This is a genomic window from Prosthecobacter algae (assembly GCF_039542385.1).
Lineage (GTDB): Bacteria > Verrucomicrobiota > Verrucomicrobiia > Verrucomicrobiales > Verrucomicrobiaceae > Prosthecobacter > Prosthecobacter algae.
The window spans coordinates 270032-282910 of the sequence record NZ_BAABIA010000005.1 but is presented as its reverse complement, the minus strand read 5'-3'; the positions used below and the strand labels follow the sequence as shown (position 1 = coordinate 282910).

The window sequence follows — 12879 nt, the reverse complement described above, 5'->3', positions numbered from 1 at the left end:
ATGATGTGCAGCTATGGGCTCATCTTCATCCACCTTGCGCCAGGGGCTTGTGCTTCTGGGCTTCATCGTCATCACCTTTTGTGCGCCTGCGTTTGGGGCCTTTTCACCGCCGGGGAGCTGGTATGCGGCGCTGAGCAAGCCGAGCTGGAACCCGCCCTCCTGGGTGTTTGGCCCGGCCTGGACGCTGCTCTACACGCTGATGGCAGTGGCGGCCTGGCTGGTGTGGAAGCGTGGCGGCTTCGGCTCACAAAAGCGTCCGCTCAGCCTCTACTTCATCCAGTTGGCGCTGAATGCCGCGTGGACGCCGGTTTTCTTTGGTGCGCACCAGTTGGGCGCAGCGCTTGCCGTCATCGTGGCCCTGTGGGTTTTCATTGGCCTCACGCTGCTGCACTTTTGGCAAGTGAGCCGGGCAGCCGGGTTATTGTTCGTCCCGTATCTGGCCTGGGTGTCCTTTGCCACGGCGCTGAACTTTACCCTGTGGCGGCTGAATCCGGCCTAGACCGATTACCAAAAATCTTGTCTGAAAAGCGGCGACGGGGTGGGACGATTGGCGTCGTTTTTCGCTTGGCTGTTATCGTAAAGATAGCAGCCTGCGCTCTTGCCTTGCCACTCATCCCACCGCGCCCGCCTTTTCAATCGGACAATCTTTTTGGAAACCGGTCTAACCAGGAGTTATTCCTGGCCGTGGAGGCGCTGGAGGGTGATCTCCAGGGAATCGGTGCCATCGCCGATGAACAGAGCCCCGTCCTGAAGGGTGATCTGTAGGCTCATGGAGCGCTGGGTCATGGCAGCCAGCTTTTGGCTCTCCTCTGCCGGGACCTGCCAGACGGTGAGATTGCGCAGGCGGGTGAGTTTGGAAGCGATGCCTGCCCACCAGGTGGGGGTGCTGGAGCTGAAGCTGTAAACGGTGACCTTGGCCGCGCGGCTGCACAGGCGAGTGATGCGTTTTTCATCGGGCTGGCCGACTTCGATGATGTGTACAAGCAAGCCGGTGAGGTCCTTTTGCACCAGGCAGGGTTCATCGGGTTCCCACATGTCCTTGCCAAATTCCAGCAGGCCCTGGTCATTGTTCGCCGGTGCATTGAGGGCAAAGGCCAAGATGCGGATCATCATCCGCTCATCGGTTTCCGAAGGGTGACGTGCGATGGTGAGGCTGTGATCGCTGTAGAGATTGCGATCAATGTCAGAGACATCCAGGCTGGCTTTGTAGATGGTGGCTTTGAGTGCCATAAGGGGACGCCGAGTTTACCGAGGGGAGGGCCTGGAACAAGGGGTGTCTTTCCCCATCTTCGGGGCGCAAAAAAGGAGAGGTGCTCGGGTGCTGCGCGTAAAGGGCCATTATGTTGACAGGTCGGCGGCTGTGGAACGTTGACGCAGGTCCGCTTTGCCACGTATTGAATCGGAATGAAAAAACGCCGCCCGGATTCCCCTCCACCTTCGCCTTCCCCGCCTTCTGGCGAGGGAGGATCGTCGGCAGGGATGGTGTGGGTGGTGGCGGGCCTGCTGGCGGTGGTGGGCGGCATTGGCTGGGCCCTGTGGCCGAAGAAGCCCTCTTACACACCTGTGCCGGTGATGGCAGAGCCGAAGAAGCCTGTGCAGGCCTTTGTGATGCCGGATGAAAAGGCCGCCTTTGCCCAGTATGCAGGCTCGCAGTCCTGCAAGGAGTGTCATGCGGTGGAGTTCGACAAGTGGAAGGGCTCCCACCACGGACTCGCGGAACGTTTGCCGGATGACAAGCTGGACCTCGCAGGCTTTCAGCCGCCGCAGATTTTCAAGCATGGCACGCAGACCTCCGAGGCGCGGAAAGAGAACGGCGTGTACCAGATCACCTCCCTCGGTTTTGATGGCGAAACGAAGCCTTGGTCGGTGGAGCGGGTGATCGGCCATGCGCCGCTGCGGCAGTATTTGGTGAAGGGGAAAAATGGCCGCCTGCATTCCATGGAGGCCTGCTTTGATCCGGTGAAGGGAGACTGGTTCAATGTCTATGGCGATGAAGATCGCAAGCCCGGCGAGTGGGGCCACTGGACCGGGCGCGGCATGGTGTGGAACCAGATGTGTGCGAGCTGCCACAACACCCGCGTGCGCAAAAACTATGATCTGGAGACGGACAGCTATCAGACCCGCATGGCGGAGATGACGGTGAGCTGCGAATCCTGCCACGGGCCGATGAAGGCGCACGATGACTGGCAGCGTCAGTACAAGGGCAAACCGGGCGGCGAAAAGGACCCCACGCTGGTGGCCTGGAGCCGGGACCAGCACACGGAAAACTGCGCGGGCTGTCACGCACGGCGCGGAGAGATCACCGGGGACTTTGTGCCGGGCGAATCCTTTTGGGACCATTACCTGCTGACCATCACGGACCACACGGATGTCTATTACCCGGATGGCCAGATTCGCGATGAGAACTACGAATTCGCCAGTTTCTTCAGCAGCCGCATGCACCATGCGGGGGTGCGCTGCATGGACTGCCATGACATGCACAGCATGAAGACGATCCTGCCGGGCAACCAGCTCTGCGTGCGCTGCCACACGCCGGGAGGCTACCCAAACGCTCCCGTGATCGTGCCGGAGGCGCACAGCTTTCACCAGGCCGCCAGTGCGGGGAACCAGTGCATCAACTGCCACATGCCGCAGACGACCTACATGCAGCGGCATCCGCGTCATGACCATGGGTTCACCATTCCTGATCCGCTGCTGACCAAGGAGCATGGCGTGCCGAATGCCTGCAACAAATGCCACACGGACCAGACGGTGGACTGGGCGCTGGCCGCGACGGAAAAATGGTATGGCGACAAGATGAACCGCCGCACCCGCAGCCGGGCACAGACCATCGCCAAAGCCCGCCAGGGAAATCCCGAAGGACGCGACGGCCTGCTGGCCCTGCTGGAAAGCGACGACACCGCCCACTGGAAAGCCAGCGCCACGCTGCTGCTGGACCGCTGGATGGCCGAACCGAAAGTGCAGCAAGCCGTGGCCAAACAGACCGCGCATGAGCACCCCATGGTGCGGCAGGCGGCGGCCCGTGTGCTGGAGCCTGCGCTGCAAGACAGCAGCCTGCGCGCCACCACGGAAAAGCTGCTGGAAGATCCCGTGCGCAGTGTGCGCGTGACCGCCGCGTGGACGCTGAGAGACGGGCTGAAGCTGGACAGCCCCGCAGGCCAGGACCTGCAACACATGCTGCGGCTGAATGGTGACCAGCCAGCCGGGCAAATGCAGTTGGGCCAGTTTTACTACGCGCTGCGGGACGTGCCGCGTGCCATCCAGCACATGGAGACGGCCATTCTGTGGGACCCGAACTCGCCGCCGTTTCATCATGATCTGGCCATGCTGTTCAGCGCTGCGGGCAACACGACGAAGGTCATCGAGAAACTGCGCGATGCCATCCGCCTCGCGCCGAATGAGGGGCAGTTTCACTATGAGTTAGGCCTGGCCCTGAGCGAAACCGGAGACATGGAGGCCACCATCGCCGCCTTGAAAGAGTGCGTGCGCGTCAGCCCGCAGTACGCTCGGGCTTGGTACAATCTGGGGCTGGCCCTCAATGGCCTAGGCCGCACGGCGGAGGCCATGGATGCTTTGCGCAAAGGTGAGGCGGCAGATCCTAGCGACCCCGGAATCCCCTACGCCCGTGCCACCATCCTGGCTCAGCTCGGGCAAAAGCAGGCGGCCATTGCGGCAGCCCAGCGCGCGCTCACGATTCAGCCCGGTTTCCAGGAGGCGCGCCAGCTTCTGATGATGCTGCAAAGGTAAGGGAGGGAAGGGGCCTCCAGAACGGAGAATCTCGACAGCGGGATCTTTTTCTGCCACACCGGGAGGACTGACGTCCATAAAGCTGTGTATGGCCAACCTGCCTGACTTAGAATCTGAGCCTGATGAGCGGCTCGCCCGACATGCGGAAGACGGCCAAGAAGCGGCTTTCCGGGTGCTGCTGGGCCGTCATCTGCAGCCATTGCGCACTTACCTTGCCTTGCGCGCCCCGGTGGCGGACTTGATTGATGAGGTGGCGCATGATGCCTTTGTGTTTGCCTACCGGCATCTGGCGGAATTTACCCACGGCTCCATGCAGGCCTGGCTGCGCAGCATCGCGCATCATCAGTTGCGTGATCGCCTGAAGGCCCATGCTCGGGAATCGGTGAAGCACGAACGCTATGGCGAGCACCTGCGCTGGGAGCTGGCGCTGGCCCAAATGGATGCACCGGCGGCCAGCGAGGAGGCGGACTACCTGGCCCGCTGCGTGGAAAAGTTGCGCCTCAGCCAGCGGGAGTTGCTGACGCTGCGCTATGAGCAGGAGCTGAGCAGCGAGGAGATCGCCCAGCGCACGGGCCGCAGCACCCTGGGCGTACGCACGGTGCTGATGCGCATCCGCCAGCAGTTGCGCCAGTGCATTGAATCTCAGATGGAAGGAGTCACGCCATGAACCGGGACGAAGACATCGCCAAGCTGCTGGAGGGCTGCCTTTCCAAGGAAGACGAGGCTGCGCTGGCTCAGGATGCCGGGGTGCAGATGGAGCTGAAAAAGCAGATCGCGCTGGATGCGGCGCTGAAGGTTTTGCTGGAGGACAAAAAGGTCATGGCAGGGCTGGGCGAGAGCATCCTGGCCAGCCTCAAGGCCGCGCCCGTGAGCCGGTTGGAGCAGGAGATCCTGGCTGCCACGCTAGGGGCAGCAAAGCGGGGCAAAGGTGGTCGTACCCGGCGCGCAGCCCCAGTGTGGGCCATGCTGCCCCGGTGGACCACGGCTGCGGCGGCGGTGTTCATGGGCGGGATGGCAGGCTCGCTGCTGTGGCCGGAGGCTGTGTTGCGTTTGGAGTTAGGCCCCGTCATCGTGCAGCGCACCGGAGAGCCTTTTCTCATGCATGGGGTGCTGATCGCGGGGCTGCCCGCCCCTGCGCCTGCCTTGCCGCCTGAGGTCGCACCGGAGATGCCCGCGCCTCCTGTCCAGGAGATGGTTTTGCCCAAGGTTAGCATCGCTGCCGCCCCACCTGCCGCCGCGCCTGTGGAGGTGCCGCCCGCCCCGGTTCCGGTGCCCAAAGAGGTGGCGGAATCTTCCCCGCTGCCGCCAGCGATGCCCCAGCCGGTGCCGATGGTGGAGGTGCTGGAGGCCAAGCTGCCCGTCCCCATGCGCCTGACCTCCAAACCGGGGCCGGAGGTGCCTGCGGATGTGGCGCTGACCTCGCTGCAAAGGGTGGACTTTGAACGGCACGTGCTGCCCATCCTGCAGCGCTCCTGCTTTGAATGCCACAGCGGCAAGTTGAAGAAGCCGAAGGGCGGCATCCGCCTGGATGACTTGGCGGCGATCCGTGAAAAGAGCCGCACGGACAACCTGCTCTTTCCCCACAAGCCGGATCGCAGCACGCTGGTGAGATCCCACACCCTGCCAGCCGACCACGAGGAGGCCATGCCGCCGAAGGACGAAAGCACGCCGCTGACCTCGGAGGAAAAGGGCCTCATCCACCGCTGGGTGGAGGAGGGGGCGGACTTTGGCGAATGGACGTCCGAGCGCGCCAAGGAGGTGCAGATTTCCACCCAGAATGAGGCGGTGGATACGGCCCAGGTGCAGGCCACTGCGCGGCGGATCGACGAATTGCTGCGCCAGGATCTGGCCCGGCATGGGCAGGAGCCGCGTGCGCTGGCGGCGGAAAGCACCTGGCTGCGCCGGGTGTATCTGGACTTGGTCGGACGCATCCCCACTGCCCCGGAGGCCAGCCGTTTTCTCAAGGACAAGCAGGCAGACAAACGCGCCCGCCTAGTGGATGAGCTGCTGGCCTCGAACGGCCACGTCAGCCACATGTTCAATTACTGGAGCGGCCTGCTGCGGGCGCGGGATGAACTGGCCGAAGGGGTGAAGGGCGACTTTTACCTGGCCTGGATAAAGCAGAGCGTCCGGGATAACAAACCGTATGACCAATGGGCGCGCGAGCTCATCAGCCCCGAAGGCTACGGCTGGCGGGCCCCGGCGGCGGGCTATTACCTGCGCGACGGGGTGAACCGCGCGGCGAACATCGAGAGCACGGCCACGCTGTTTTTAGGCACCCAGATTTCCTGCGCGCAGTGCCATGACCATCCCTATGACCGCTGGACGCGGAAGGACTATCACCAGTTCATGGCCTGGACCTCCGGCATCCAGACCGCCACGGAGGAGACCTCCGTGGGGCAGGTGGAGGCGAAGGCGGTGCAGGAGGCGGCGGAGCGTTATGACCGCATGGCGATGAACCGGGCCGACCCGGAAAGGCGCGCTCGCTATGAGCGTGTGAGCGATGCCATCCAGGCCCTGCAAAAGGCGGCTGGCGGCACCGGAGTGACCAATGGTGAAGGCAGCCCCGCGCTGCTGCCGGATGACTATCAATACAGCGATGGCAAGCCGGGCGAGGCCCTGCCTGCGGCGGTGCTGTATGGGGAGACGCCGAAAGGCCAGACCCGCGCGGCGGATACGCTGGCGGCCTGGGTGACGGCACCGGACAATGCGCGCTTCAGCCTGACGCTGGCGAACCGGCTTTGGGAGAGGCTTTTTGGCCAGCCCTTTGCAGGCCCGGTGGACCATGTGCGGGAGGTGGCGGACTGCGACAATCCGGACCTGGCGCAATACCTGGTGCATGTGGTCCGGCAGTCCCGGTATGATGTGCGGCAGATCCTGCGCATCCTGTGCCTGACGCAGGCCTACCAGCAGGAGGCGGGCCTGCCCGTGGAAGATCCCACGGTGGCCTATCGCTTTCCTGGCCCGGTGGTGCGGCGGCTTTCGGCCGAGCAGGTGTGGGATTCCATGATGGCGCTGGCTGTGGATGACCTGGATGTGAAGCTGAACTTTGACCCGCCTGAAGTGGCGAAGCTAGAAGCTGCTGCCGCTGCCAAAAAGACCAGCGAAGTGACCCAGGTGGCCAAGCAGATGGCGGGCGAGGAAGAACGCGAGATGAAGGCCGAACAACGCCGCGCCCGGCTGCGCGGGGACATGGCCCAGGAATTCGCCGGTGGCGGGCTGGAGCGCGCCTCCGAGCTACCCCAGCCGACGCCGGACGGGCACTTCCTGCGCATGTTTGGCCAGGGCAGCCGGGACTTCATCGGCGATGCATGGAGCGCCTCCACCGTGCCGCAGGCGCTGCTGATGCTGAACAGTGATTTCTTTGACCATGTGGCCCGGTCCGGCAGTCCACTTTCGGACAGCCTGCGTGCCTCCAGCAATGCCCGCGATGTGGCCCGCAGCGCCTTCATGACGGTGCTGACGCGGGAGCCGACGGCGGCGGAGCTGGACGATTGCCTGGACATTCTAGGCGAGACGCGCAATGCCAAGACGCTGGCGCGCACGCTTCTTTCCACCGCTGAGTTTGTGTTTCAAAAATAACCCCTGCTGATGCCATGAAGACGCCTTTGAACCGACTCGATGAAGTCTCCCGCCGCCAGTTCGTTTCCCGCCTGGCCCGGACCTGCCTGGGGGTGAGCCTGGTACCGCCCGCCGGGCTGCTGCGCGCGCTGGAAACGGAGACCAGTGCGCCCCAGCATGCCTCGCATGTGATCTACCTCTACATGAGCGGAGGCATGAGCCACCTGGACACTTTCGACACCAAGCCGGAGGCACCGGCTGGCTATCAGGGGCCGGTGAGCACCATCAGCACCAAGGCCGCTGGCTTGCAGTTCTCCGGCTACTTTCCCAAGCTGGCGGATCACGCCCCGCAGATGGCGGTGATCCGCTCCATGACCCATACCCAGGGCGCGCATGAGCCGGGCACCTACAAGGTGCTCACGGGTTATGAGACCTCCCCTTCCATCCGCCATCCGGCCCTGGGTGCATGGGTGGCGCGGCAGGTCACGCAGGGGCACTCCACCCTGCCTCCCTACATTCGGTTAGGCGATCTGGCGGGCCATCCCGGCAGCGGCTTCATGGATGCGCGCTATGCCCCCGTGCCGGTGCTGGACCCTGCCAAGGGACTGGAGCACACGCAGCTGCAAAACGGCGACTCCATGACCTCCCTGCGCAAGCGCAGCGGCCTAGCGGGCAAGCTGAATGAGGACTTCCTGCGCCGCTACCCGATGGACGAGGTGAAGGCCCATGCCGATGTCTATGCGGATGCCATCAAGCTGATGACCAGCAAGGACCTCGATGCCTTTGACCTCAGCCAGGAAAAAGGCGGGCTGATGGAAGACTATGGCAACGATTCCTTTGGCCGGGGTGTCCTGCTGGCCCGGCGGCTGGTGCAGCGCGGGACGAAGTTTGTGGAGATCGAGCTGGGCGGCTGGGACACGCATGCAAACAACTTTGCCCAGGTGGAGGCGCTGTCCTCGCGGGTGGATGCGGCGGTGAGCACCCTGCTGAAGGACCTGGAATCGCTGGGCCTGCTGGAAAGCACTCTGGTGGTCCTCACCACGGAATTTGGCCGTTCGCCGAAGCTCAATGGCACGGGCCGCGACCACCATCCGGTGGCGTTTTCCTCCTTCATCGCCGGGGGGCGTGTGAAGGGCGGGCAGGCCTATGGACGGACGGATGAAACGGGCACGCGGGTGGTGGAAAATCCGGTGTCCGTGCTGGACTTTCACGCCACCCTCGGGGCCCTGCTGGGCGTGCCGCCGGTGGAAACCATCTCCGCAGGCAGCGGGGGCAGCTTCAGCATCTACGGCGGTACCGGGGCCAAGCGCGGTGTGCCCATCGCCGCCCTGGTGTGACACGGCGTGGCTTTGAATGCGATCTCTGAAAAAAGAACGGCCAGGGTTGCCGTGCAGAGTGCGCACCGTTAGACTCGCGAACAATCTTTTATGGCACGCCGCGCTCAATCAGGACTCAAACCCATCCACCTCATCGGCCTGCTCCTGCTGCTGGGGGCCGTCATCGGGCTGGGCTATGCGTTGCTGAACCGCAGCACGGACCCCATGACGGGCATCACGGCCCTGAGCACGGAGGAGTATCTGGAAAGCTCCGTCGCGCTGAGCGGGAACACTTACCGCATCGAAGGCACGGTGGACGACCGCCTGGACAACTGGCGCGCCGCCGATGGCCGCCTGTTCAGCGTGCAGGTCTCGGAGGCCGGGTCCTTTGTGCCAGTGTGGGTGCCGGCGAATTTGGAAACGAACATCCAGCGGGGCCAGCGCTACGTGTTCAAGGTCCGCGTTTTGGAAACCGGAGTCCTGGAAGTGCTGGAACTGCTGAAAGCCTGATGCCTTTATGAAGAAGCTGATTTTGACTGCGGCCTGCTGTGTCCCTGCGTGGTTAGGCGCCCAGGTGCTGCCCTCTCCGGGGTCTGCCCCGGCACCCCAGGCCGCCCCGGCCAGTTCACCGCCCCCGGCCTCCTCTTCCTCCTCCGGTGGCGGCGGCGGGCAGGGGCAGAACTCCATCTTCGGCGGCCTGCTGCCGCATGTGGATGGTGGCAGCGAAACGGTGAGCTGGGATGGCAAGATGTGGAACATGAACAACAACCGCATCGCGCGGGCGAAGTTCGAGATCTACCTGGCCACCCCAGAAGCGAGCAATGCCGATGACCAGGCCTACCGCGACCTGATGGCGCAGATCACCCTCCTGCTGGCCCCCACGCGGCCCGGCGGCCCGGATGTGTCCAAGGCCTTTGCGCTGCTGCCCGAGGCAGGCGCTTTCCCCATTGACGGCGGCCTGTGCAACACCATCGCCAACGGCGTGTGGGACATCTGGCTGGCCCAGCGCAAGGTGACGAACCTGCGCCAGGCCAACGATGCCATGCTGAAACGCCGCCGCGACCTGGAGTGGAATACGGAACGCGGCATGGCCGATGCCGCCAACACGGGCCTGAACTCCGGCGGCGGATCGAAAAAGAACGGGGCCCAGCAGCAACAGCAGGCCCAGCAGCAGCAGACCACCTCGATGACGGTGGGCCGCGTCTCCGGATACATCAAAAGCATCGCCGAAATCGAGGCGCGGATGAAGCTGAACGAGACCGCCATCGGCCTTTCGGAAGTCACCAGCAAGACGCAGTTCCAGGCCCTCATGGTGCAGATGTTCATGCAGCGCCGGTTTGAGCACGCCATCATCGCCTGCCGCCTGTACCCGCACATGTTCCGCGATGGCGACAGTGTGCTGCAGCTGGACGACAATTCCGACCTGAAAAAAATGTTCTCCGCCAGCATGGGCATGCCGCCCACGGTGAGCCTGATCGATGGCTTCTCCGCAGAGGCCATCCGGGGCGTGGACGAGGCCGTGGTGGCCTTTGAGCAACTGGTGCTGCGCCAGGACTACGACAGCGCCAGCAAGCGCCTCATGGAGGCCTATGCCATCGGCGAATACCTGCCGCGCATCCGCCGCCTGCCCATGCCCACCAAGCTGAAGGTGCTGGACTACGTGCGTGATGGCAACCAGCTCATCAACTCCCTGGAGATGCGCGACTTTGGCCTCGCCGAAGAGCTGGTGAAGAAGATGCGCCTGTCCTCCCGCGACTTTGATTTTTCCAAACCGCTGGCCGCGATTGAAACCGCGCGCACGCTCAGCGACATGCGCCTCACTGCCGCACGGGCCTCCGCCGTGAAGGGCGACCAGGCAGGCGTGGCGGCCGAGCTGAAAGGCGCGGCGGAGATCTGGCCCACGAACCCGAAGCTGCGGGAAGTTTCCAACATGATCGGCCAGAACAGCGATGTGCAGGCCCAGGCCCTGCTGGATCTGGACCGCCTACTCAGCCAGCGGAACTACCGCCAGGTGTTCAATGACCAGGGCCGCTACCTGGCCTCCGCCATCAATGACCCGGTCCGGCAGGAGCAGCTGAAAAAAGTGCTCACGGACATGAACCGCGTGAACATGGTCGTCCATGCCGCCGGGGAGGCCGCGCGCAATGGCAACAGCTTTGGCGCCTGGGAGGCGATCGAGCGCGAGTATGAGCAGTTCCCGGACGATCCGGAGATCACCAAGATGCGCTCCGAACTCAGCGTGAAGGCCAGCGAATTTGTCAGCGCCATCGAGAAGGCCAAGCAGCATGAGCAGCGCAAGCAGAGCGGCTCCGCCATCGCCTGGTACCTCAAGGCCCGCCGTCTCTATCCGCCGAGCGAATTTGCCCGCAACGGCATCCAGCGCCTCGTCGCAGGCCTGAACGCCGGGGAAGGCGAAGGCACGGGCAACGGCGCGGTGACGAATCCCTGAGGCCGGGAGGTAGTGGCTCAAAGGTAGCCCGCTCAGTCCCTGAGCGGATAGCAGGGTCGAAGGGTGACAGACATCCGCCTGAATGAAGACGCACGCAAGGATGCCATCGGCGCGGTGAGCGTGGAAAGGTGAATGTGGGAGCTTCGCGGCTGCCTTCCGCTCAGGGACTGAGCGGGCTACCTTTCAGCGGGCTACCTCGAATGGGCCTCACCGCTGGCCACAAAAAAGCCGCATCGGCCTAACGATCTCTGCAACAAGAAGGCCGGGCGGTGATGCGGCGGTGAAGGGGGGCGGCGGATCAGTTGCCGAGGGCCTTGCGGATCACGGGCTCGAAGATGTCTGCCTGGCGCATGAAGCCCAGGTCGCTGGCGTGGGAGGCATCGGTGGCACCTTCGGTGTCGTCGCCGTAGAGGCTGTCGCCAGGGATGTAGTGGAGGTCCTTCACGCCTTCCTTGACGAGGGTTTCATAGGCGGCCTTGAGGGCGGCGTGGTTGTCCGTGTGGAACTGCTTTTTGGCCGGGGTGATCCAGTCATTGGTGAAGCGGCGATCCTCCACCAGGATGATGGGCGTGTTAGGCTTGGCCGCGCGCAGCTGCTTCACCAGCGGGATGCACTTTTCCGTGACCTGCGCAGGCTGCATGTTCGGCAGGCAATCAATGACGTACACGGCGGCGTCCAGTTGCACCAGGTAGTCGCCCACGGCGGTATCCATGCGGCCATTGCCGGAGAAGCCCAGGTTCACCACGGGGCGGTCCAGGCGACGGCCCAGGATGCCGGTGTGCACCATGCCGGGGCGGCTGGCGCAGGCGCCGTGGGTGATGCTGGTGCCGTAAAAGACGACGGGCTTTTCCGTGCGCGGGGCCAGGCCCTCGAACGTGCTGCCTTTGGCCACGCCGATGCTCAGGGACTCGATGCCGTTGTACAGGGGCAGGTAGGCGGCGTATTCGCGCTCGCCAGGGGCCAGGCCTTTGATGATCTCCGCCTTCACTTCCTGGGCGGCGGGTTTCGTCACCTGCACCCACTTCCATTTGCCGCCGTCTTTTTCATCGCGGGCGTAGAGGTCCACCCCGCTGACGCCGGTGGCGGGCATGTGGGGCATGCCGATGTTGGCCTTGCTGAGCTTGTAGTGGATGCTGATGGCCTCGGCATTGGTCTTGAAGCGCACCATCATGCCGGCGCTGTCGCGGCTGAGGTTCCACACGGCGGGCGTCACCTTGCCCTCAGCACTGGCGGGCAGGCGGTCAAACCAGCGCAGGCGCTTCTGGTCCGGCAGGATGCGGCCCTCCACGCCCCAGGCCGTCACATCGTGCCACTCCAGGTTGTCCTCGGCCTTCTTGTTCACGCCCATGGCGGGGTCCAGCTTGGAGACGTCCGGGGCCTTGGAAGGGGCCTTTTGGGCATGGGCGAGGCCGCTCAGGGCCAGCAGCAGGGCAAAGGGAAGGAGGCGCATGGGATGGGGAAGGGGAAGTGGGCAGGGGTGGGCGATGGTTGGCCGTCGTTTGCGACGGGTGGGTCGCGGACAAAGCCGCAAAGAGGACGTGGCGAAAAGGGGCAGTATTGCTGGGGAAATGTAGTTCCGTTTCTCGTTTCCATCTGCGTTTTCCTGACCCGTGAAAAATGGAAACGAGAAACGGGGGGCGTCTGTGCTGTTTCGCAGAAAGGTAGCCCGCTCAGTCCCTTGAGCGGTCAGCAGCCTCGAAGCCCTTAGTACTCTCCTTTTCCGGCCTCACCGTGCCGATGGCACTCCGCGCAACCATCCTCACTCACGCGCAGGTCTGTCACCCCGCGACACTGCCATCCGCTAAG

At 64.0% G+C, this 12879-nt stretch carries 9 protein-coding genes; 7 read left to right on the top strand and 2 right to left on the bottom strand.

What is annotated here, in order from left to right:
• Positions 1 to 13: 13 nt before the first annotated feature.
• Positions 14 to 499 (top strand): TspO/MBR family protein, encoded by a 486-nt coding sequence (locus tag ABEB25_RS13480; protein ID WP_345736935.1) that lies wholly within the window; start codon positions 14 to 16, stop codon positions 497 to 499.
• Positions 500 to 672: 173 nt separating this feature from the next.
• Here the strand turns inward: ABEB25_RS13480 and ABEB25_RS13475 are convergent, their stop codons facing one another.
• Complete coding sequence (locus ABEB25_RS13475) at positions 673 to 1230, bottom strand: YaeQ family protein (protein WP_345736934.1); 558 nt, start codon at positions 1228 to 1230, stop codon at positions 673 to 675.
• Between the two features lie 174 nt (positions 1231 to 1404).
• Here ABEB25_RS13475 and ABEB25_RS13470 point away from each other — a divergent pair, with 174 nt between their 5' ends.
• The 6 genes from ABEB25_RS13470 to ABEB25_RS13445 all read left to right on the top strand — a co-directional run bounded on the left by ABEB25_RS13470 (position 1405) and on the right by ABEB25_RS13445 (position 11073).
• Positions 1405 to 3747 carry an ammonia-forming cytochrome c nitrite reductase subunit c552 gene (locus tag ABEB25_RS13470; RefSeq protein WP_345736933.1) on the top strand — a complete coding sequence of 781 codons (2343 nt, stop codon included), beginning with the start codon at positions 1405 to 1407 and terminating at the stop codon, positions 3745 to 3747.
• 88 nt (positions 3748 to 3835) lie between these two features.
• Positions 3836 to 4414, top strand: coding sequence for an RNA polymerase sigma factor (locus tag ABEB25_RS13465; RefSeq protein ID WP_345736932.1), 579 nt, complete (start codon positions 3836 to 3838; stop codon positions 4412 to 4414).
• The gene (locus ABEB25_RS13460; RefSeq protein WP_345736931.1) at positions 4411 to 7329 is read left to right on the top strand and encodes a DUF1549 domain-containing protein; all 2919 of its coding nucleotides are present in this window, start codon (positions 4411 to 4413) and stop codon (positions 7327 to 7329) included. The genes ABEB25_RS13465 and ABEB25_RS13460 overlap by 4 nt, the downstream gene beginning before the upstream one ends.
• A gap of 14 nt (positions 7330 to 7343) precedes the next feature.
• A complete protein-coding gene (locus ABEB25_RS13455; RefSeq protein ID WP_345736930.1) occupies positions 7344 to 8645 on the top strand; it encodes a DUF1501 domain-containing protein in 1302 nt (433 codons plus the stop codon).
• Positions 8646 to 8735: 90 nt separating this feature from the next.
• Complete coding sequence (locus tag ABEB25_RS13450; protein ID WP_345736929.1) at positions 8736 to 9134, top strand: hypothetical protein; 399 nt, start codon at positions 8736 to 8738, stop codon at positions 9132 to 9134.
• 7 nt (positions 9135 to 9141) lie between these two features.
• Positions 9142 to 11073, top strand: coding sequence for a hypothetical protein (locus tag ABEB25_RS13445; protein ID WP_345736928.1), 1932 nt, complete (start codon positions 9142 to 9144; stop codon positions 11071 to 11073).
• A 298-nt stretch (positions 11074 to 11371) separates the two neighbouring features.
• Here ABEB25_RS13445 and ABEB25_RS13440 read toward each other — a convergent pair whose 3' ends face one another.
• Entirely contained in the window at positions 11372 to 12523 is a 1152-nt protein-coding gene (locus ABEB25_RS13440; protein ID WP_345736927.1) for an SGNH/GDSL hydrolase family protein, read from the bottom strand.
• Between the last annotated feature and the right edge of the window lie 356 nt (positions 12524 to 12879).